Here is a 20,293-nt window from a genome sequence, read left to right as displayed (position 1 = left end):
CCCAGGGTGATCCACGACGTGGATGCGCGCAGCACGAAGGCCCGGCTCCCACAGGGGAGCCGGGCCTTCGCCGTCGTACGACCGCGACCTAGTCGAGGTAGTCGCGCAGCACCTGGGAACGCGACGGGTGACGCAGCTTCGACATGGTCTTGGACTCGATCTGGCGGATGCGTTCCCGCGTCACGCCGTACACCTTGCCGATCTCGTCGAGGGTCTTCGGCTGACCGTCGGTGAGACCGAACCGCATGGAGACGACGCCGGCCTCGCGCTCGGACAGGGTGTCCAGAACGGAGTGGAGCTGCTCCTGCAGGAGCGTGAAGCTGACGGCGTCGGCCGGGACGACGGCCTCGGAGTCCTCGATGAGGTCACCGAACTCGCTGTCGCCGTCCTCGCCCAGGGGGGTGTGCAGCGAGATGGGCTCGCGGCCGTACTTCTGGACCTCGATGACCTTCTCCGGGGTCATGTCGAGTTCCTTGGCCAGTTCCTCCGGGGTGGGCTCGCGGCCCAGGTCCTGGAGCATCTGGCGCTGCACGCGCGCGAGCTTGTTGATGACCTCGACCATGTGCACCGGGATACGGATGGTGCGGGCCTGGTCGGCCATGGCGCGGGTGATGGCCTGACGGATCCACCAGGTGGCGTACGTGGAGAACTTGTAGCCCTTGGTGTAGTCGAACTTCTCGACCGCGCGGATCAGACCGAGGTTGCCCTCCTGGATGAGGTCCAGGAAGAGCATGCCACGGCCGGTGTAGCGCTTGGCCAGGGACACCACCAGACGGAGGTTGGCCTCCAGCAGGTGGTTCTTGGCGCGGCGGCCGTCCTCGGCGATGATCTCCAGCTCGCGCTTCAGCTTCGGCGCCAGCTTGTCGGCGTTGGCCAGCTTGTCCTCGGCGAACAGACCCGCCTCGATGCGCTTGGCCAGCTCGACCTCCTGCTCGGCGTTGAGCAGGGGGACCTTGCCGATCTGCTTCAGGTAGTCCTTGACCGGGTCGGCGGTGGCGCCGGCCGCGGCGACCTGCTGCGCGGGCGCGTCGTCCTCGTCCTCGTCGGACAGGACGAAGCCCGCGCTCTCGGCGCCCTCGGGCTCGTCGGCGACCTTGGTGTCCTCGAGAACCTCGTCCTCAAGAAGCTCGACGTCGTCCTTCTTGGCCGTGGTCTTCTTGGCGGCCGTCTTCTTGGCGACGGTCTTCTTGGCGACCGCCTTCTTGGCGGCCGTCTTCTTGGCGGCGGCCTTCTTGGCGGTTGCGGCTTCCTCGGAGGAATCGGCGGTGACCGGAGCGGCGGACGCCGTGGGGGCGGCCGCGGTGGCGGTGGTGGCCTTCCTGGTCGTCACCGTCTTAGCCGCGACCGTCTTGGTGGCGGTGCGCTTCGCCGGACTCTTCGCTGCGACGCTCTTGCGGGTGCGCTTGGGCTCTGCGGCACTGACCATCAGCGTCACACCCTCTTCCTCAAGGATCTGGTTGAGGCTGCGCAGTACGTTCTTCCACTGAGTGGCCGGAATCTGGTCAGCTTCGAAGGCCCGACGCACATCGTCGCCGGCGATCTGCCCCTCAGCCTTTCCCCGCTCAATGAGAGCCATGACAGAGACGGACTCGGCGATCTCCGGCGGGAGCGTACGGGATGTGCTGGCCGACACGAACAACCTCTCGGAACGTTGGAAAACGGCTTCCGGCACCGTCCACTGCGGACAGGAGCCGACCACCGGCCTGGGGATGGCCGACGGCGCGGGCGGGGGCCGGGGAGATGCACAGCGCCTGTCATGGCGTCCGTATTCCCTCCGCGGCTGTCACCTCTTAGGTCATCGCGCTGTTTCCGCGAGCGTTACGCCCAATCTGCGTGGCCCGAGTCACACCCCATAAGTGATCAAAAGCGTTCAGAAATAGACAAATGGTTCAGTCTTGGCGGTCTTGCCCGGTCGCGCGCATGACCGCGGCGGCCCGTCGCACCGCTGGACCCCGCCGGACCGCACAGGGTCCGGCGGGGTCCGGCGACGTCCGGCACCGAGCCCGGCGCCGCCACGAGCACCACGAGGACGCCACGCACCGGCGACCGCACCGCCTAGGCCGCGGGGGTCAGTGCTCGCGCGGGGCGGGCACCACGCGCTCGACCTCGGGGTGGACCGTGAGCAGTTGACGCATGGCCGCCTCGGCCGCCGCGCCGTCGCCGGTGCCGAGCGCGTCGACGATCCGCGCGTGCTGCGCGAGGGACGCCTCGTTCGGCCGGTCACAGGACGTGACCGGGCCGCCGGAGACCTGCAGGGCCGCCGAGACGATCCCGGAGAGGTGCTCCAGCATGCGGTTGCCCGCGATCTGGATGAGCAGGCCGTGGAACTCGCTGTCGGCGCGCGAGTACGTCAGCGCGTCGCCCTGCGCCATGGCATGGCTCATGATCTCGACCATGTCGCAGAGGCGCTGCTGCACCTCCTCTCGCCCGTGCCCGGCGGCGAGGCGGGCGGCGAGCGGCTCGATCGTCCAGCGCAGCTCGCTCAGCTCGCGGCGCTGGTCGTCGCGCTGGGGGCCGAAGGCCCGCCACTCGATGATGTCCGGATCGAGCAGGTTCCAGTCGCTGACGGGACGCACGCGCGTGCCGACGTTCGGGCGGGCACTGACCAGGCCCTTGGCTTCGAGGACGCGGAGGGACTCGCGGACGACGGTGCGGGAGACCTCGAAGCGCTGGCCGATCTCCTCGGGCACCAGCGGACGGTCCGCGCCGAGGTCTCCGGAGACGATCATCTGGCCGAGCTGCTGAACGAGTTGGCCGTGCAGTCCACGTCCGCGGCTGCCCGCGGCACGCCGGCCGACGCGACCCAGGTCGGGCTCCGCGCCTTCCCAGGTGGGCGCTGCGACGCGATCGCCCACCTGGGACTCTGCGTAGGGGTAGCGGTCGAGGTCGCCCGGGCCGGCCAGACCGGAGTCGGTGGAACGGGCGGCGGTCATCATGGTGTGCGCAAGGGTACTCACGGATCCTTTGTCGGCGTCGCTTCCAACTCCCTTGAGGTCTTTGGTGAAAAGCACACGAAAGGGTGATCGCTCACCCCGTCGCAATTGACGCCTTATCGGAAAGAAATGGGCTTTCCGCGGGGGAGTTGTGCACAGCGCGGGACCGGATGTGCACGCATGCTCGTCACTGGAACCGGGCGCGCAGCGTCGTGAACAGATACGCGCACAGCAGTGCCGACAGTGACAACGCCAGGGCTGCGCCCACGGGTTGGGCGAGCACGCGTGCCAGTCCGAGCAGGTAGCGTTCACCTCCGAACGGCCACTGCAGCAGGTAGACCTCCCGCATCCGCACCGGGAACCCGGCCGCCGTGCGCAGGGCTGACCCCTGCGTCACCTTGTCCACGAGGGGAACGACGACAACGGGCACGGCCAGTACGGCCGCCAGGCCACCCGTGGTGGACCGGAACACACCGGCCGCCAGGACGCCGGCCCAGGCGCAGCCGACGACCAGGCCGAACCAACTGGCGCTCAGCGAAAGCCAGTCGGCGGGAACTTGTGTCAGCTCCCGTCCGTAGACGATGTAGAGCGCTTCGGCGTCGCAGCCCATGGTGAGAAAGGCCAGCAGCACCGCGGTGGCTCCTGAGACGAGCAGTTTCGCGGTGAGCAGCCCCAGCCGGCGGGGCACGGTGCCGCGGTCCGCCGCGAGCGCGGGGTGGCGGAACTCGTCCCCGAAGGCCAGCGCACCGAGCAGTCCTGCCGCGAGCGCAGCGGGCGGCAGCGGCAGCTGCCGCGGCCACGCGGCGAACAGCCGCGCCTGCGGGGTGTGGCCGAGCCTGCCCAGCAGTACGGCGGTGAGCGCGGACACCACCAGTACGGCGCCGCAGGTGACGAAGCCGACGCCGATCCCGGTCGCGCGCCGGATCTCGTAGCGCAGGGGACGCAGGGGGCTGGGGGCGGGACGCACGGCGATGGGGGGTGGGAGCGGGGGCAGGGTGTCGAGGCCACCGGCACCGTCAGGACGGGACCTCTGCGGGGAGTCCGGCTGACGGCTGCAGGGATTCCTGGCGCCGGGGAGCCGGATACGGAGGGCGGGGATACGGAGGGCGGGGATACGGCCTGCCAGGGCGTTCGGGAGGCCGTCCCGCGGCCCCCGGGCCGCCGAGACCGCGTCGCGCGCGGCGCTCGCCGTGGCCGCGGCTTCGCCGGTCCTCGCGGCCCGGGCTCCCGCCAGCACCTCGGCGGGCACGTCTCCGGCTCCACCTCCGTCCGGAGCGTCCTCACCTGGGGGCGCGTCGTGGCCGTCAGGGGCGTCGTGACCGTCGCGCACGCCTTCGCCGGATGCGACGTCACCGGGCGCGTCCTCTCCGAGCGACCCGCCCATGCCTTCGCGCGCCTCCACGCGGTGGGTCCCGTCCGTTCGGTCGGGCGTGTCCACCCCGTCAGGCATCTCCACGCCGTCCGGCTCGGCGCCGGCGTGCGCCGGTCTGCCGGTTTCCGTGCCGGTGCCGGCAGGCGACGCGCCCTCGGCCGACACCGGACGAGTGGTCTCGGTGTGCTCGGTACCCGAGTGGGGTCCGGGCGCCTCTCCGCGCGACGGCACCTCACCGTCGACGGCCTGCGCCGACTCCCGCGCGAAGGGCCCTTCGCCCGAGGAGAGGCGGGACCCCTCTCCGAGCGACGCCGCCTCGGCGCCGGGAGCCCGCTCGCCCTGACCCGACGGCGTTTCCCGCCCCGCCGACGGTTCTCCCCGCCGGGAGCCGCCGGGCGCATCCCGCTGCGGCGACGAGGTGTCTGACGGGGCGCTCTCGCGATTCCCCACCGTGAAGCCGAACGGCATGGCGCTCCGGTCCCGCGCGGGGGTGTCCGGTGGCGTGACGCCCGGCTCTCCCGACAAGAGGCCTGATGCTTCGACGGCCGGCTCCGCCTCGGACGAGCCGAGCGGCGGCGCATCCGGCTCCGCCACCGACCACCCAGGCGCCGCAGGGCCCGGCAGCGAAGCGGCCCCGCCGACCCACGAGGCGCCGGACTTCACCGCCGGGAGGCCGAGCACGGCCCTCTCGGGCATCAGCAGGCCGCGGACGGTCGCCGCGTCGCCCCTGTCTGCCGCCGGCTCCTTCGACGCCATCACGCCCGCGTCCTCCGCCGAGGGGACGTCGGGTCCGGCACCGGCACCCGGCCCGCCGCCGGCCCACGAGGCATCCGGCTCCCCCGCCGCCGAGCCGCCGACGGGCGGCCTGGGCTCCGCCGACGACGCGCCGGCGTCTCCCCCGTCTGCCGCGGGGCCCTTCGACGCCACCACACCCGCGTCCCCCGACGAGAGGGCGTCGGATCCGGCACCGGCACCCGGCCCCATGTCACCGACCTCGTCGGCCAGTTGGTGGATGAGGATGCCATGGCGGAAGGCCGCGTCGCCGATGTCGGCGGTCGTGGAGCCGTACACCGAGAGACGATTGCCGCCCTCGCGCACGACTTCGACAGAGCGGCGGGTGGTGCGGGCCTCCTTGGTGAGCAGAGCAGCGAGACGCGCCGCGTGCGGGCTGCGGACCGCCACGCGCGGACGCAGCCGGGTACGGGCGAACTCCCGCGCCTCCTGGTCGGCCACGAGTCTGCCGCGGTCGAGGGTGACGACCCGGTCGGCGTTGCGTGCGGCCTCCTTGGGATCGGCGGAGGTGTAGAACACCGTGCCGCCTTGGTCGGCGTGGGCCCGCAGCATGCCGTGCAGCCACTGCGCCTCACGGGCCGAGAGTCCGTCGGCGGGTTCGTCCAGGACGAGCGTGTGCGGGTCGGGCAGCAGGGCGCAGGCCAGGCCGAGTCTGCGGTCCATCCCGCGCGAGAGCGTGCCGAGCCGCTCCTCGCGGAGGCTGACGAGGCCCACCGCTTCGAGAACCTCGTCGGCCCGTCGCGCGGGGACCCCCGAGGCCGCGCACAACATGCGTAGATGGCCCCGGACCGAGCGGGCCGGATGCCCTGGTACGTCGCCGAGGAGCACGCCGACTTCCCGCGCCGGGTGGGCGATCCGGTGCAGGGGCCGCCCCTTGAAGTAGGTGATGCCGCGCCCCTGTTGAAGCTCGAGCATCAGTCTGAGCGCCGTCGTCTTGCCCGCGCCGGCACCTCCGAGGAGCACCGTGACATCTCCCGCGCGTGCTTCGAAGGAGACGTCGTCGACGGCGGGCGGGTGCGCCTTGCGGGGATTGCTGGTCAGTCCGAAGGCATGGATCACCTGCAGCAAGATAGCGCGTAATGTCCGGTTTTTCGTGTATAACCCGATCTGTCAACGCCTGCAATGTGAGTCGACCCGCTTGGCGTCCGCCGTTCGACGGAACCGGCCTCGGCATGCCCGGTCGGCACGCCGGACGGTCCGGGCGGCCCGCGAACCCGTACGCCTCAGACCTCGGGGCGCAGCATCGGCGGATTGAGCAGGGTGGCGCCGCCGGCCCTGAAGAGCTGCGCCGGTCGTCCCCCCTGGCGCGTGGTCGTACCTCCGGTGGGGACGAGGAATCCGGGGGTCCCGGTGACCTTGCGGTGGAAGTTGCGCGGATCGAGGGCCACCCCCCACACCGCCTCGTACACCCTGCGCAGCTCGCCGACGGTGAACTCGCTCGGGCAGAACGCGGTGGCCAGCGACGAGTACTCGATCTTGGACCGGGCCCGCTCCACCCCGTCGGCGAGGATCTGCGCGTGGTCGAAGGCGAGCGGTGCCACAGGCTCGCCGTCGCGGTCGTAACCGCCCTGCTGGAGCAGTTCCTCGACGGGCGCCCAGCGGGCGTTGCTGGCATCGCCTCCCGCCCGCGGCGCGGGCAGATCGGGCGCGAGCGCGAGGTGCGCGACGCTCACCACGCGCATCCGCGGATCCCGCTCGGGATCGCCGTAGGTGGCGAGTTGTTCGAGGTGGGCACCGTTGTCCTGGGCCGGGGCCGCGGGGCCGTGTGCACACAGCCCGGTCTCCTCGGCGAGCTCGCGCGCGGCCGCCTGGGAGAGGTCCTCGTCGGCCCGTACGAAACCACCGGGCAGCGCCCAGCGCCCCTGGAACGGCGGCTCGCCCCTGCGGACCGCCAGCGCGCACAGGGCATGGCGGCGCACGGTCAGCACGACCAGGTCCACGGTGACGGCGAAGGGCGGGAAGGCTGACGGGTCGTAGGGCATGCGGCGATCATAGTCGTCTTCCTGACGATAAACACTCCCCTCGCCGACCGCATCGATCGTGGTTCCACTTCGTCCCGGGGCGGGCCACGGGGCCGGCTCCCGCCCCCGTCCCCCTCTTCATGCGAGGTCACACTCCCAGTTGCAGGCCGTCCGCCGCCTCCTCGACCATGGCGAGCCCCAGCCGGCTGACCCGCACGGCGAACGGCGCACCGGCGACGCGCAGCCCCGTCAGACCGAGTTCGCCGAGCGGTGCGCTCCGCACGGGGCACAGGGTGACCGTGCGGGCGGGGGCGTCCGGGCGGATGCCCGCGAGCGAGGTGAGCATCATGATCACGGAGGCCGCCGCGGTGGCCGCAGGCCGACAGGCCGCGGGGTGCGGCAGGGGAGCGCTCCCGCCAGAGCGCTGCTCTCCGCCGAACATCTCCGGCAGCCGGTGCCCGAAGTGTTCCGCCGCTTCCAGCAGCCCTCTCAGCAGGCCGGCGGATTCCTTCTCATAGCCGGCGGCGGACAGTCCGGCGACGGCGAGTGCGGTGTCGTGCACCCGGACGGCTCCGGTCCGGTGGCCGAACGGGTTGTGTCCCGCCTCCTTGGCGCCGAGGCCGCGCAACCCCCAGCCCGCGTCCATGGCGGGGGTGCCGAGCAGCCGGGCGAGCTGTTCGGTCTGCACGGGGTCCAGCAGGCCCGGGGCGAGCCGGCCGGAGCCGAGCAGGCCGGTGTCGAGGAGGTGGACGGCGGTGGAGCCGAGGTGCGGCACGGGTCGGCCGTCGGGTGCCAGGGCCGCGGCGGGGCGTCCGCCGCCGCGGTCCGCGACCCAGAAGTCGGCCCGGAAGGCCGTCTGCAGGGCCTGGGCCCACTGCCGTAAGCCGTCGGCACCGGGACGGTCGTACGCGTCCAGGAGATCGGCGCCGAGCAGGGCGGCCCGATACGCGTGGGCCTGTGTCTCGCAGCGGGCCGGACCTCCGGGTTGCGGGTCGTGGAGGTAGGTGCCGTCGCCCACGGTACTGCGCAGCCAGGTGAGACAGCGTTCCGCCGCGGGCAGCAGCTCTGTCGTCTCCTGCTCGGGCAGGCCCCAGCGACGGGCCTCGGCGAGCAGGACGGGGAAGAGCAGGGTGGCCTCCGTGCCCGTGCATCCGGGCGGCAGGAGTGGGCCGGCGTCGCGTCGTGGTCCGGGGATCATGCCGGGCCGTGGGCTGCGGTCCGGGAGCTGGGTGCGGGCCAGGGTGCGCAGTGTTCCCGCGGCGAGCCGGGTGCCGAGCGGCAGTGTCATGCGGGCCGCCGCCAGTGCGTCGGCGGGGGCCATGCCGCAGCGCCAGGGCGCGCCCGCCGCGAGGTGGGTGTCGGCGGGGTGGGCGGGGTCGCGCAGGAGCAGGGCCTGGAGGTCGGTCACCGCCGCGTGCAGCAGCGGGGCCACCCGGGAGTCGTCGCCGGTCACCCTGGCGGGAGCGAACGGACTGGTCGTGGCCTGGCCCGCCGCCCGCAGCGGGCCGGCGCCGTCCAGCCGCACGCGGAGCTCCACCGCCGCCGTGCCGCCCGCAGGCACTTCCAGTTCCCAGCGCAGCAGTCCGGCCGAGGCGAGGGCGTCGGAGGGCGGCGGGTCCGCGGTGACGGAGGCGGCGGCTCCGGCCGTGGCCCAGCGCAGGCCCGAGTCGTGGACGGTCGCCTGGAGTTCAGGCCCTGCCCTGCCCGAGGCGATGGTGCCGAGTTCGGCGAGGTCCGTGCCGAGGGCGACCTCGACGGGCAGCCTGAGCGGTCGCGCGGCAGCGTTGCGAAGGATGATCCGTTCGGTTCCGTCGGCACGGCGGATCCGCTCGACCAGGACATCCGGATCGGGGCCCGCCGACGGAGAAGCGTGCAGTGTCCCCACGAAACGGGCACTGTCGGCGCCGGTCATCCTGGCCTGCACGGCCAGCGGTTCGCGGCCGGCCACGCGGACCTGACACCGTGAGAGCAGGCGCCTGCCACCTCGGTAGAACCCGTCCAGTCCCCGGCCGGCCAGCTGTCCCTCACCGGAGATGGCGAGACCGGGCAGGGCGACACAGATCAAGGCGGTGTGCGTCGGCGGCAGCTCGGGCGCCGGACGGCTGCCCTGCGGTGTGCGCACCGACGGGGCCGCGGTGGTCCGGCGGCCCCGGTCCGGGACCGGTGGCCTCCCGTGGCCCGCCGAGCCGTTCGGCCCGGGGTTCCTCGGCGAGGGCCGAGCGACGGTCTGCCGCGCCGTGGCGGCACCGTCCGGCGGGAACCAGTCGCGCCTGTCCCAGGGCGGGCGTTCCTCATCGACGGTGGAGGGCGGAGTCGGCTGCTGGTGCATGGAGTGGCTTCCTCTGCGCTCGGTGCGCCTCTGCCCCGCCGGGCGACCGGAGGGGCGCCCCGCAGGACACGGGTCGTACGGCGGCCGGGCCTTTGCGGGCGTTCCGCCACTCAGGTGAACGGAGTGAGGCTCGTCCGGGTCACGGCTCGCCTCGGTGAAGCCGACCGTGGGCCGGGATGCGGAGGCGGCGCTGCCGGGCAGGCCGGCGGTGAGCCGCCGCCACCAGCGGACGTGCGGTGGGCCCTCGCATACGACCCGAGCGGTCGGGTGTGTCCGGGCGCCCCCGCCGGTCGAGCGGGCCAGAAGGGTGCCGTCGGCGCAGCAGTCGCACCGGCTCCCGCGAGACCGCTTGCGCAGCGAGCTCCAGGGCCGTGCCCCGCATCCCGAGGCTTCCGCCAAGGGGACCCGCGGCTTCCTCCCGCAGACCTGCTGGAGCGGGGATCCGCCCACGCGCACCCGTACGACGCTCACCCCTCCTCCTCGGACTTGCCGCGGTCCTTCCCCGGCGGAACCGCGCTGGTCGTGGTGCCACCCGGCTCCGCCGCCCGCGGGCGCGTGCCGTCCTGGCCGCGGCTGCCGGGGCGCGAGGGCACGGCTGCCGGGGAGCCGGGGCGGGAGCCGGCCGGCCTCCTCCGGCCGCCGGTGGACCGAGCCGCGCGCGGGGCATCGCCGGCGGCGGAACGCACCCGGCGCCGTCGGCGTGTGCCCGTTCCCCGGCCCGGCCCGGCGTCCTTGCCGTCCGAGACGGCGCTCGTCGCGGGCGTCGACTCTTCACCGGCCGCGAGCGCCGCGGGCGCCGCCTTCTGCTCCGGATGCGGCTGTGCGGTGTGGCCCGCCGGTGTACGCCCCGCGCGCTCGGCGCGCAGGCAGCGGCGGACCGATTCCGGATCGATGCCTTCGTTGCAGGCCTGGTGCAGCAGCCGGGCGAAGAGGTAATCGGGATCCGCGCCCAGCGCCATGGCCAGCGCCTCACGGGCCTCCAACTCGTCACCGGTCGACCAGGCGACCCAGCCGGCCAGGGTCAGCGGGGCCGCGGCGTGCTCGCCGTAGGGGCCGACGCAGCGGCGGGCCAGGGCACGCCAGAGCCGGAGAGCCGGACCCGCCTCGTCGCCCTCCATCCACACGGCCGCACGGTCGCGGGTAGTGCGGTCCTGGAGTCCGAGGATGAGCGTCGCCGCCTCGTCGTGTGCCAGCAGGCCGTCGTCTCGCAGGTCGGCGGGATGCGTGCCGGACACCGGAGCCGCGGCGGCGAAGCGGCGGATGACCCGCTCCGCGAGGCCCAGGGTCTCCTCCGCCACTGTCGCGCGGGACCCCTCGTCGAGAATGCGGGGCACCAGACTCATCCCGGCCGCGTCCAGGGCGATCTCCTGCTCCAGGGCCGCGGTCGTCTCCCGGGGCTGCAGCCTGGCGCGCAACTCGCGGAGCGTGCCACGCACTTGGATGCCGGCGTAGGTGGCCGCGGCGGCCAGCACGGAGGTGCCGGGAAGGCCCATCGGCGAGCCGTCCCCGGGGCAGCAGCCCTCGGCCGGGCAGCAGTACGACCAGAAGCGCCCGTCGGAGATGCACAGCGCCTCGATGACCGGCACGTCGAGGTCGCCGCACTGGGTGCGCAGGAGGTGGGCCAGCCGCTCGAGCCGTCGTTTGACGTCGCGGCCGGACTCTCCCGGGGAGGGTTCCTGGCAGATGTAGGCCACCATCTGCTCGGGCCGGGCGCCCCGTCGTTCGCTGCCGGTCACCAGTCCGTGGGCGAGCTGGCGTGCGGCCGCCTCCCAGTCCTCCTCGTTCGCGGGGATGCCGAGGCGGGCCCGGCCGCCGAAACGGCCCCGACTCTCGCGGTCGTGCAGGGCCACCAGCACCATGCTGTCCTCCGGGCGGTAGCCGAGGAGGTAGGGCAGGGCGTCGGCCAGTTCGGCGGGGGTGCGCAAGGTCACCTGTGTCTCGTGGGCGGACAGGCCGGCGGACGGCTCCTGTCCGGAGATGTCGCTGTTTTCGAACGGTCCGGCGGTTTCGCTGTGATTCGTCATGCGCCGACGATCTCGCGGATCTTGAGATTCCGGTTGGGCCTGTGGATAAGTCGGGTCAGGGACACAACAACAGCGTCCCGGCTGTCCACAGCCCGCGCCGGGCACCGCCCGCTTGTCAGTCCTGTCCTGTTGTATGGGATGCATGGAGCACACGAGCAACGCGGATCTCCGGGCACAGGCGGACGCCGTCCTCGCCCGACTCGTCGGGGATGCCACGGGCGCGGCCCGGCTGCGCGAGGACCAGTGGCGGGCGATCGAGGCACTGGTCGCCGAGCGGCGCCGGGCCCTGGTGGTGCAGCGCACGGGATGGGGCAAGTCCGCGGTGTACTTCGTCGCGACCTCGCTGCTGCGGGCCAGAGGGAGCGGCCCCACGGTCATCGTCTCGCCCCTGCTCGCGCTCATGCGCAACCAGGTGGAGGCCGCAGCTCGGGCCGGCATCCACGCCCGCACCATCAACTCCGCCAACACCGAGGAGTGGGACGCCGTCCAGGCCGAGATCGCGGCCGGCGCGGTCGACGTCCTGCTCGTCAGTCCGGAGCGTCTGAACAACCCGGACTTCCGCGACCAGGTCCTGCCCAAGCTGTCCGCCGCGACGGGCCTGCTGGTCGTGGACGAGGCCCACTGCATCTCCGACTGGGGTCACGACTTCCGCCCCGACTACCGTCGGCTGCGCACCATGCTCGCCGACCTCCCGCCCGGTGTCCCCGTGCTGGCCACCACCGCCACGGCCAATGCCCGCGTGACCGCGGATGTCGCCGAGCAGCTGGGCACCGGCGGCACGTCGGACGCCCTGGTGCTGCGCGGACCGCTGGACCGGGAGAGCCTCAGTCTCGGCGTGCTGCGGCTGCCGGACGCCGCGCACCGGATGGCCTGGCTCGCCGACCACCTCGACGACCTGCCGGGCTCCGGCATCGTCTACACGCTCACCGTCGCCGCCGCCGAGGAGGTCACCGCGTTCCTGCGGCAGCGCGGGCACACCGTCGCCTCGTACACCGGCAAGACGGAGAACGCCGAGCGCCAGCAGGCCGAGGACGATCTGCTCGCCAACCGGGTCAAGGCGCTGATCGCCACCTCGGCGCTCGGCATGGGCTTCGACAAGCCGGATCTCGGCTTCGTGATCCACCTCGGCTCTCCTTCCTCCCCCATCGCCTACTACCAGCAGGTCGGCCGCGCCGGCCGCGGGGTGGAGCACGCCGAGGTACTGCTGCTGCCCGGCAAGGAGGACGAGGCGATCTGGGAGTACTTCGCGTCGCTCGCCTTCCCCTCCGAGGAACTGGTCCGGCGCACCCTGGACGTCCTCGCCCGGGCGGGCGGCCCGATGTCGCTGCCCGCGCTGGAACCCCTGGTCGAGCTTCGCCGCTCCCGCCTGGAAACCATGCTGAAGGTCCTGGACGTGGACGGAGCGGTCCGCCGCGTCAAGGGCGGCTGGATCGCCACGGGGCAGCCCTGGTCGTACGACACCGAGCGCTACGACTGGGTGGCCCGGCAGCGCGCGGCCGAGCAGGAGGCGATGCGCGCCTACGCGTCCACCACCGAGTGCCGGATGGAGTTCCTGCAGCGTCAGCTGGACGACGAGGGTGCCAAACCCTGCGGCCGCTGCGACAACTGCGCCGGCCCGCGCTTCGCCGCCGACTCGTCCGCGGCGGCGGTGGACGCGGCGCGCAGCGACCTGGGCCGTGCCGGCGTCGAGGTGGAGCCCCGTCGTATGTGGCCGACGGGCCTGCCGGCCATCGGCATCGACCTCAAGGGACGCATTCCGGCCGGTGAACAGGCCTCACCGGGGCGGGCTCTGGGGCGACTGTCGGACATCGGCTGGGGCAATCGGCTGCGTCCGCTCTTCGGCCCCCAGACGCCGGACACCGCTGTGCCGGACGACGTGGCGCGGGCCGTGGTGGGTGTTCTGGCCGACTGGGCGAAAGGGCCCGGCGGCTGGGCGTCCGGCGCGTCCGACGCCCAGGCCCGGCCGGTGGGTGTCGTCACCGTGGCCTCCCGGACCCGGCCGCTGCTGATCCGGTCCCTGGGCTCCCGGATCGCGGAGATCGGACGGCTGCCGCTGCTCGGTTCCGTCGAGTACGCCGAGGACGTGTCGCGGGTCCCCCGCAGCAACAGCGCGCAGCGACTGAAGGCCCTCGACGGTGCGTTGACGGTGCCGCCCGCCCTCGCATCGGCGCTCGCCGAGGCGGGCGGCCCGGTGCTGTTGGTCGACGACTTCACGGAGACGGGCTGGACCCTCGCGGTCGCGGCGCGTCTGCTCAGAAGGTCCGGCGCGCAGGGGGTGTTGCCGCTGGTCCTGGCCGTCCAGGGGTGAGCGCGCACCGGCCTGCGGCGCCCTGCGGGCCAGGCCCCCCCGTGCCCAGGCATCATGGGGCCGACCTTTGGGTAGGGATATAAGCCACGCACCGCCAGATACCAGTCGGTGACCCCAATTGCTCGTTGCCGCATCCCAGTTCGGCAGGAAGAATTGAGGTCCGCTCCCCGCACGGCTCGTCCGCGATCAGGTAGGGCTTTGCTGCGGTGCGCGGTCCCTCGAATCCGACCTCGCCCGCAGTATGGGCGCGTAGCCGAAGGGAGGAACGTGACCTTCGGATTCGCCTCGTCCTCGGCGGCCCCCTTGTCGACGTCCGCGTCCGCCGCTTCCGCCAGTCGCCTGCTCGAGCCCGCCGAATGGGCCGCCGCCGGAATCCCTCTGCTGCGCAACCCGCGTGAGGTCGTCAGCGGGCTGCACGCCCGCCATGCGCCGGGGCTCTCCACGGCGATCGTGGCCGTGCTCGATCCGGAGGAGCGGCTGTGCGCCAGCGCGTCGTTCACGCGGCGTCCGGCCCCGGCCGACGGCTGGATGTACCGCAACGCGCTGCTCTCACAGCTGCGCCGGGTCATTCCGCACGACCTGCGGCGCCGCACCCCGGTGCGCACGGCCGTACTCGTCTACTGCCGTGAGGGCGACGCGCATTGGACGGAGGAGGACGGCGCCTGGATGTGGGGCCTGCGCGACGCCTGCACACTGCACGGGCTGCGGTGCGGGGCGTACATCACGCTGACCCACGACGGCTGGCACGTGCTCGGCGAGGGGCGCAGCGGACGCCGCCCCAACGCCGACAGCGCGCCGGAGCCCCTCGCCATGTCCGAGGCCCCGCCGCTCGTGCCGCGCACCGGTGGCCCCGTCTCCGAGGTGCTGCGCCGCGCGGCGGCCCGCTGAGGGACAGGGCAGCGGGTCGAGCTCGCGCACGACGGTCTCCGGCGTCCTCGACCGGGCCGTGCGGTCAGCGAGCGGCCGCCCGCCGTTCGGGCTGCCAGGCCGCCGCGCGGACGAGGCGCACGCCGCACCTGGGAGAGGTACGTCGCCCGGGACGGCGCGGCCTGTGTCGCGCCGGGAACCGACCGGCACAGGCGCCGCGTGCGGCGGTCGTGCGAGCCGTAGGAGACCGACTCGCCGCATGCCTCGGCCTGACTGCGCGGCCGTCTCTCACGAGCCGGCCCGGGCAGCCACGGCGACGGGTACGGGGTCGATCGCCGTCGCCGATGTCGACATCCCGGCATCCAGCCGGCATCCGAGGACGTCACCGGGATCGGCCCTCCTCCTGGACGACCACCGCTGTGCACCCGGCGTCACGGGGAGGCCGCCCCGGGAAGGGAACGGCCGTCCCGTCGCCCGGGCATGCCGAGGACGACGCCGTGCGGATGCCGCCGGAGCGGCTCCTTCGCCGCCCCGGTTGCCCCGAGGTGCCGGACTCGGCTCAGACGCCGGCGCCCAGCACCGAGTTGATCTGCTGCGGGTCACCGCAGACGATCAGCAGGGCACCGGCCCGGGCATGGGCGAGCGGAAGGGCCGAGGCGGCAACGGAAGCGGGGCCTCCGTTGACGGCCACGACGACCACGGGGCGGGTCGCGGCCCGGGAGACGGCGGCGGCGTCGGCATAGAAGACGTCGTCACCGGCATCGTGCTGCGACCAGTAGGAGGCTTCGCCGAAGGACAACTCGTGTTCCGCCCACGGGTGCTGGGACCCGGTGGTGAGCACGAGCACGTCGCCGGGGGCGCGGCCCGAGTCCAGGAGCAGGTCCACCGCCTCGTCGGCGGCGTCGACCGCTCCCTCGGCCGAGGCCGGGATCAGCTGGATCTGCGGGCCGGCCGTCGCGGCGGCAGGAGCGGCCGGGCCCGACGGGCCCGGGTTGGCCGGAGCCACGTCACGCGGTGTGCGCTGTACCGGCGGCGCCGGCCGCGGAGGGCCGGGGCGACCGGGGCGGGACGGAGCCGCGGGGCGGGGGCCGGGTACGGGGCGGGGGGTCGGCGCGGTACGGCCGCTGGCGGGCGTGGCGCGGGGACCCTGGGCACTCTCGTGAATCTGAGGCTCCTCGGGAATGAGAGGCATGAGCTGATATTTATCAAACATTGGTGCGGCGCGGGTGGCCGGGTGGCACATCAGTGCGAGCAGAACCGTCAGAAATCGAAGCCGAGCTGACCCTCGATTTCCGGAACGCTTCCGTCCGCCCAGCTGCGGACCTTCTTGAGGTGCCGCCACTGAGGCAACGCATCAAGATACGCCCACGACAAGCGGTGGTGCGGGGTGGGCCCCCACTCCGCCAGTGCGGCCTTGTGCACGGGCGACGGATAGCCGGCGTTGTCCGCAAATCCGAAGTCTGCATGGTCGATACCCAGTTCGGCCATCATTTTGTCGCGCTGAACCTTGGCTATCACCGACGCCGCAGCGACGGCCACACACGACCGGTCGCCCTTGATCACCGTGCGAACCTTCCAGGGAGCGCCGAGGTAGTCGTGCTTCCCGTCGAGGATCACGGCGTCGGGGCACATCGGCAGGCCGTCCAGAGCACGGACCGCGGCAAGCCGCAGGGCGGCCGTCATCCCCAGGTCGTCGATCTCGTCAGGGGAAGCATGCCCCAGCGCGTATCCCGTCACCCACGTCCGAAGGATCGTGGCCAGTTCCGTGCGCCGCTTGATCGTGAGCAGCTTGGAATCGGTCAGCCCCTCGGGCGGACGGCGGAGCCCGGTGATCGCGGCACAGACGGTGACAGGTCCGGCCCAGGCGCCGCGCCCCACCTCGTCGATACCGGCAATGACCTTCGCTCCGGTCGTGGCGCGCAGGGAGCGCTCGACGGTGTGGGTAGGTGGTTCGTACGGCATGGCGCCCTTAGCGTACGCCGCCGGGATCGTCACCGGACACCCCGGTCGCCCGACCTCCGCACGGGTCGCGCCGGTATGCGCGCTCAGCCTCCATGGGGCCGGAGCAGCGGAAGCATCAGCTGATCGATCATCTCCTCAAGATCCTGGTCGATCCATTCGCTGGCGCACATCTTCGAGCGGTACATCATCATCGCCGGGATGACATCGAAGACATAGCCGTTGGCCGCGTCCGATCGCACCTCTCCCCGCCTTATTCCACGGATGATGACCTCACGGAGAAGCTTGACGGTCGGCTCCACCACTCCTCCGACGATCACTTCATGGAAGCGCTCCGCCTGAGTGTGATCGCACTCGTGAATGACGGAGCGGAGCGCGACACCAGGTCGCGAGTACATGATCTGCCGCACCTGCCGGCACAGAGCGAGAAGGTCCTCGCGCACGCAGCCGAGGTCCGGGGCCTCCTCGACCCGGGGCAGTCCGGCCACCAGCGCGTCCGCCACGAGGTCCTCCTTGCAGGGCCAGCGGCGGTACACCGCGGCCTTGCCGGTCTGGGCGCCGGCTGCGACACCTTCCATGGTCAGCCCTTTCCAGCCGACCTCACCGAGCTGTTCCAGCGCGGCATCGAGGATCGCGCGCTCCAGCACCAAGCCGCGCCGACGGGGGGAAGCCGCCCGGTCCGGTGCGGCCGTCCAGCGCGAGGTAACCATCTGTGTCTCTCCAACATGCAAGGGAAGCGGGGATTCCGGGGCGGGGGGCGCCGCGCTGCAGCAACAGGGGGACGCGAGGCGGGGCGCGGGATCAAGTGAACGCTTGCGTTCACTGTTGGGGACTCACTACCGTGAACGCGACAGTGAACGCGATCGTTCACTAATGTCTTCAGGGGGGACCCATAGTGACGACCTCTCAACTGCTTCAGGACCCGAAACCGGGCGTGGCCCGCCGGGAGGGGCACCCCGGCATCGCACTCACCGTCATCGCGGCCTGCCAACTCATGGTGGTACTCGACGCGACGATTGTGAACATCGCGCTCCCGCACATTCAAGACGCACTCAGGTTCAGCACCACGGACCTCACTTGGGTGGTCAGCGCCTACACGCTCACCTTCGGCGGCCTGCTGCTGCTCGGCGCGCGGGCCGGGGACATCCTCGGCCGCCGCCGGGTGTTCATGACCGGCATCCTGCTGTTCACCTTCGCCTCGCTGCTGGGCGGTCTCGCCCAGGAACCCTGGCAGCTGCTGGCCGCGCGGGCCCTGCAGGGTGTGGGCGGCGCCATCGCCTCGCCCACGTCGCTGGCGCTGATCACCACGACGTTCCCCGAAGGCCCGGAGCGCAACCGGGCCTTCGGCGTGTTCGCCGCCGTGTCCGCGGGCGGTGGCGCCATCGGACTGCTGGCGGGCGGCATGCTCACCGACTGGCTCGACTGGCGCTGGGTGCTGTTCGTGAACGTGCCGATCGGCGTGCTGATCGCGTCGCTCGCGCCGCTGTACATCAGCGAGTCCCAGCGGCATCCGGGCCGCTTCGACATCACGGGCGCACTGACCTCGACGGCGGGTATGGCCCTGCTGGTCTACGGATTCATCCGCGCCTCGGAGAACGGCTGGCGGAACGGCCTCACCCTCGGCTCCTTCGGCGCGGCCGCGGTACTGCTGCTCGCCTTCGTCCTCACCGAGATGCGGGCGAAGGAACCGATCACCCCGCTCAGGATGTTCTCGGACCGCAACCGCTGGGGCACGTACGTGATCATGCTGAGCCTCGCCGCGGCGATGTTCGGCATGTTCTTCTACATCGTGCTGTTCGTGCAGGACGTGCTCGGCTACAGCGCCATCAAGGCCGGCCTGGCCTTCCTCCCCGTGACGGTCGCGATCGCGGTCGGTGCGGGACTGTCCCAGCGCTTCCTTCCGAGGCTCGGCCCCAGGCCGTTCATGATGGCCGGCTCGGCGCTCGTGCTGATCGGGCTGGTCTGGCAGACCTTCATCCGGCCTGACAGCTCCTACGTCGGCGGCGTGCTCGGGCCGATGCTGGCGTTCGGCTTCGGCATGGGTCTGAACTTCGTCACCGCCACCGTCACGGCGGTGTCCGGCGTCGCCCAGCACGAGGCGGGCGCGGCGTCCGGACTTCTCAACGCCATGCAGCAGGTGGGCGGTTCGCTCGGACTGTCCATCCTGACGACCGTGTTCGGCTCGGCGGCCAAGGACGAGGCGAAGAAGCAACTGCCGAAGTTCCTCGCCAACGGTTCGCCGGAGCAGAAGGCCCACTTCGCCAAGACGCACCAGCTGCCCGCGCCTTGGGGACATGAGGTGCTCGCCCACGGCATCTCCACCGCCTTCGTGCCCGCTGCCGCGATGGCCGGCGTGGCGTTCGTCACCGCCTGGCTGGTGATCAGGGTCCGCAAGAGCGATCTCGACTCCCTCGCCGGCGTGGCCGGCCCGGGCCTCGGCTGATCCCGCCCGCCCCGCGCGCAGCCGCGGTCGGCCGGACTGCCCCCAGAGGGCGAACGGCCCCCGCGGCGGTCCGGCCGGCCGCCTCAGACCCGCCGGCGCCCGCCCGAGAACCAGCACGGCCGGCAACACGGCGACCGGCACGGCAAACAGCACCAGGACAGGCACCACGCGTGCCATCTCCGCACCCCCTCCGACCGTCGCGCTCTCGGCTGTCGGTTGCACGCAGCCGCACGCCGAGGCGTGCGGCTGCGTGCAACCGACACAGGAGGAACGGGCAGGAGTCACGGAGAGTTCCCGGCGAACACGGAGAGTCCTGGAGGTGACCCGATCCGCGCCCGTGCGTCCGGACAGCGCGTGCACAGGCACGGCCCAGGGGCCGGCCGGCCATGCGGCCCGTCAGGGCCCCGTCGGCACCCACTCCGGCAACGCCTCGACCCGTTCCACCCACTCGGCGGGCGGAGTCCCCGCCTTTCCCGAGGCGAGCACACCGCCCACGATCGCGCAGGTCGTGTCCACGTCGCCGCCCACCCCTGCCGTCGTCCAGAAGGCCGCCTCGTAGTCACCGAGACGCCGTGCGGCGGACCAGAGGGCGAACGGAACGGTGTCGTGGGCGGTCGTACGCCGTCCGCATCCGAGCACGGCCGCGACGGTGCCGGCGTCGCCGTAGTCGAGCATGTCCCGGGCGCGCCGGAGTCCCTGGCCGACGGCGCTCTTCGGTACCAGGGCGATGACGCCGTCGAGGAGTGATTCGGGGCTGGGCGGCCCGTCCGGCGAACCGGCCAGTGCCGCCGCCGCGGCCACGGCCATGGCTCCGACGACGGCCTCACGGTGCTGATGGGTGGGGTAGGCCGAGATCTCCGCCTGGTGGGTCGCCTGCTCCGGATCGTCCGCGTACCAGGCGCCCAGGGGTGCGATGCGCATCGCGGCTCCGTTGCCCCAGGACCCCTGTCCGTTGAACAGCCCGGCGGCCAGCTCACGCCAGTCCCCGCCCTCCCGGACGAGTCTCAGCAGGCGGTTGACGGCGGGGCCGTAGCCCCGGTCGAAGTCGTGGTGCTCGGCGAAGGAGCGGGCCAGCGCGTCCTGGTCGATACGGTGCTCGGCGGCGAGTACGGCGACCACGGAGGACGCCATCTCGGTGTCGTCCGTCCACTGCCAGGGCCCCTCGGGCAGCTCGCGTCGCTTCAGCAGGGGGTAGTGCGCCGGAACGAAGAACTGGGAGCCCAGGGCGTCCCCCACGGCCAGTCCGCGCAGGCTCGCCAGGGCGCGCTCAAGGCGCCCGGAGGAAGAGGAGTCAGCGGTCATCGC

General features: G+C 72.6%; 13 protein-coding genes. 3 read left to right on the top strand and 10 right to left on the bottom strand.

Annotated features, from left to right (window positions below; translation table 11 throughout):
- Window positions 1-88: 88 nt before the first annotated feature.
- From IO33_RS0117375 to IO33_RS0117345, 6 genes are all read right to left on the bottom strand, one after another.
- Window positions 89-1,633: an RNA polymerase sigma factor gene (locus IO33_RS0117375; RefSeq protein WP_031165725.1), complete on the bottom strand. Its 1,545-nt coding sequence runs from the start codon at window positions 1,631-1,633 to the stop codon at window positions 89-91.
- Between the two features lie 436 nt (window positions 1,634-2,069).
- Complete coding sequence (locus IO33_RS0117370) at window positions 2,070-2,957, bottom strand: FadR/GntR family transcriptional regulator (protein ID WP_031165723.1); 888 nt, start codon at window positions 2,955-2,957, stop codon at window positions 2,070-2,072.
- Window positions 2,958-3,120: 163 nt separating this feature from the next.
- Window positions 3,121-6,156 (bottom strand): ATP-binding cassette domain-containing protein, encoded by a 3,036-nt coding sequence (locus IO33_RS52535; protein WP_037685611.1) that lies wholly within the window; start codon window positions 6,154-6,156, stop codon window positions 3,121-3,123.
- Between the two features lie 164 nt (window positions 6,157-6,320).
- Window positions 6,321-7,079, bottom strand: a complete 759-nt coding sequence (locus tag IO33_RS0117355) for an NUDIX hydrolase (RefSeq protein ID WP_031165721.1) — start codon at window positions 7,077-7,079, stop codon at window positions 6,321-6,323.
- 127 nt (window positions 7,080-7,206) lie between these two features.
- A complete protein-coding gene (locus IO33_RS0117350; RefSeq protein ID WP_245235829.1) occupies window positions 7,207-9,387 on the bottom strand; it encodes a glycogen debranching N-terminal domain-containing protein in 2,181 nt (726 codons plus the stop codon).
- Window positions 9,388-9,854: 467 nt separating this feature from the next.
- Window positions 9,855-11,411 carry a DUF4192 domain-containing protein gene (locus IO33_RS0117345; RefSeq protein ID WP_031165718.1) on the bottom strand — a complete coding sequence of 519 codons (1,557 nt, stop codon included), beginning with the start codon at window positions 11,409-11,411 and terminating at the stop codon, window positions 9,855-9,857.
- Between the two features lie 142 nt (window positions 11,412-11,553).
- Here IO33_RS0117345 and IO33_RS0117340 point away from each other — a divergent pair, with 142 nt between their 5' ends.
- On the top strand, window positions 11,554-13,719 hold the full coding sequence (locus IO33_RS0117340) for a RecQ family ATP-dependent DNA helicase (RefSeq protein ID WP_031165716.1): 2,166 nt from the start codon (window positions 11,554-11,556) through the stop codon (window positions 13,717-13,719).
- Window positions 13,720-13,986: 267 nt separating this feature from the next.
- Window positions 13,987-14,607 (top strand): hypothetical protein, encoded by a 621-nt coding sequence (locus tag IO33_RS0117335; protein ID WP_031165714.1) that lies wholly within the window; start codon window positions 13,987-13,989, stop codon window positions 14,605-14,607.
- Window positions 14,608-15,145: 538 nt separating this feature from the next.
- Here the strand turns inward: IO33_RS0117335 and IO33_RS0117330 are convergent.
- The 3 genes from IO33_RS0117330 to IO33_RS0117320 all read right to left on the bottom strand — a co-directional run bounded on the left by IO33_RS0117330 (window position 15,146) and on the right by IO33_RS0117320 (window position 17,255).
- The gene (locus tag IO33_RS0117330) at window positions 15,146-15,778 is read right to left on the bottom strand and encodes a hypothetical protein (protein WP_078963723.1); all 633 of its coding nucleotides are present in this window, start codon (window positions 15,776-15,778) and stop codon (window positions 15,146-15,148) included.
- A gap of 68 nt (window positions 15,779-15,846) precedes the next feature.
- Window positions 15,847-16,548 (bottom strand): ribonuclease HII, encoded by a 702-nt coding sequence (locus IO33_RS0117325; protein WP_031165709.1) that lies wholly within the window; start codon window positions 16,546-16,548, stop codon window positions 15,847-15,849.
- A gap of 83 nt (window positions 16,549-16,631) precedes the next feature.
- On the bottom strand, window positions 16,632-17,255 hold the full coding sequence (locus tag IO33_RS0117320; RefSeq protein ID WP_031165708.1) for a TetR/AcrR family transcriptional regulator: 624 nt from the start codon (window positions 17,253-17,255) through the stop codon (window positions 16,632-16,634).
- A gap of 185 nt (window positions 17,256-17,440) precedes the next feature.
- Here IO33_RS0117320 and IO33_RS0117315 point away from each other — a divergent pair, with 185 nt between their 5' ends.
- Complete coding sequence (locus IO33_RS0117315; protein ID WP_031165705.1) at window positions 17,441-18,988, top strand: MFS transporter; 1,548 nt, start codon at window positions 17,441-17,443, stop codon at window positions 18,986-18,988.
- 396 nt (window positions 18,989-19,384) lie between these two features.
- Here IO33_RS0117315 and IO33_RS0117310 read toward each other — a convergent pair whose 3' ends face one another.
- A complete protein-coding gene (locus IO33_RS0117310; RefSeq protein WP_031165703.1) occupies window positions 19,385-20,290 on the bottom strand; it encodes an ADP-ribosylglycohydrolase family protein in 906 nt (301 codons plus the stop codon).
- Window positions 20,291-20,293: the final 3 nt, after the last annotated feature.

Source organism: Streptomyces durhamensis (assembly GCF_000725475.1).
GTDB classification, from domain to species: domain Bacteria; phylum Actinomycetota; class Actinomycetes; order Streptomycetales; family Streptomycetaceae; genus Streptomyces; species Streptomyces filipinensis.
The sequence above is the reverse complement of the archived record's forward strand: the minus strand, read 5'-3'. Positions and strand labels throughout refer to the sequence as shown.